This window comes from Vreelandella titanicae BH1 (genome assembly GCF_000336575.1).
GTDB classification, from domain to species: Bacteria; Pseudomonadota; Gammaproteobacteria; order Pseudomonadales; family Halomonadaceae; genus Vreelandella; species Vreelandella titanicae.
In genome coordinates this window covers 1-725 of sequence record NZ_AOPO01000045.1, presented here as the reverse complement: position 1 = coordinate 725, position 725 = coordinate 1, and the positions used below count along the sequence as shown (strand labels likewise).

At 60.8% G+C, this 725-nt stretch carries 1 protein-coding gene; it reads left to right on the top strand.

Features of this window, described 5'->3' with window-relative positions; translation table 11 throughout:
* Nucleotides 1-725: class I adenylate-forming enzyme family protein (locus HALTITAN_RS24370; RefSeq protein WP_152419317.1), on the top strand; the 725-nt coding region annotated here is incomplete at both ends.

Genomic DNA, 725 nt, shown 5'->3' with positions numbered 1-725 from the left:
TGGGACGACAAGTTCGAGCGCGCAGAACGCAAGTGGGCAACGTGGCGGATGCAGGAGTATGCCCAGACCGAGCGGGTGCTGCCGCAAATCCTCGAGGACAAGGCGCGGAGATTCCCGGATCGGGAAATTTTCCAGTTTCGTGAAGGCGCGATTACCTTTGAGGCGCTAAATGCCTGTATCAACCGGGCGGCCAACGGCTTCTTAGCCCTCGGGGTGCGGCCGGGGGACAAAGTGGCACTGATGCTGCCCAACTGTCCAGAGTTTCTCTACGCTTGGTTCGGCCTCAACAAGATCGGGGCGGTCAATGTGCCGATCAACGTGGCCCAGCGCGGCGTAGGTCTTGCCCACCAGATCCACCATACCGACTGCGTGGCCCTGCTCGCCGACGAGCCGTACCTGGAGCACCTGGAGGTAATCGTCGATCAACTGCCATCGCTACGCCACTTGGTAGTGCGGCGTAACGACGGCGCCCCACCGCGACTGCCAAGCTGGCCCAGCGTCGGGAGTCTGGGCTATGACGAGTTGACCGCGTGGGCGGAGACCGCGCCCGGCATCGAGGTGAGTTTCCGAGATCTCTCTTCGATCCTATTCACCTCTGGAACCACCGGCCCGTCCAAGGGGGTGATGATCAGCCATCATTACTGGTATGAAATCTGGTCTCAGGCGGTCAGAAGCTGCCGCTACACTGAAGATGACGTGCTCTACACTGGGTTGCCCTTCTTCCA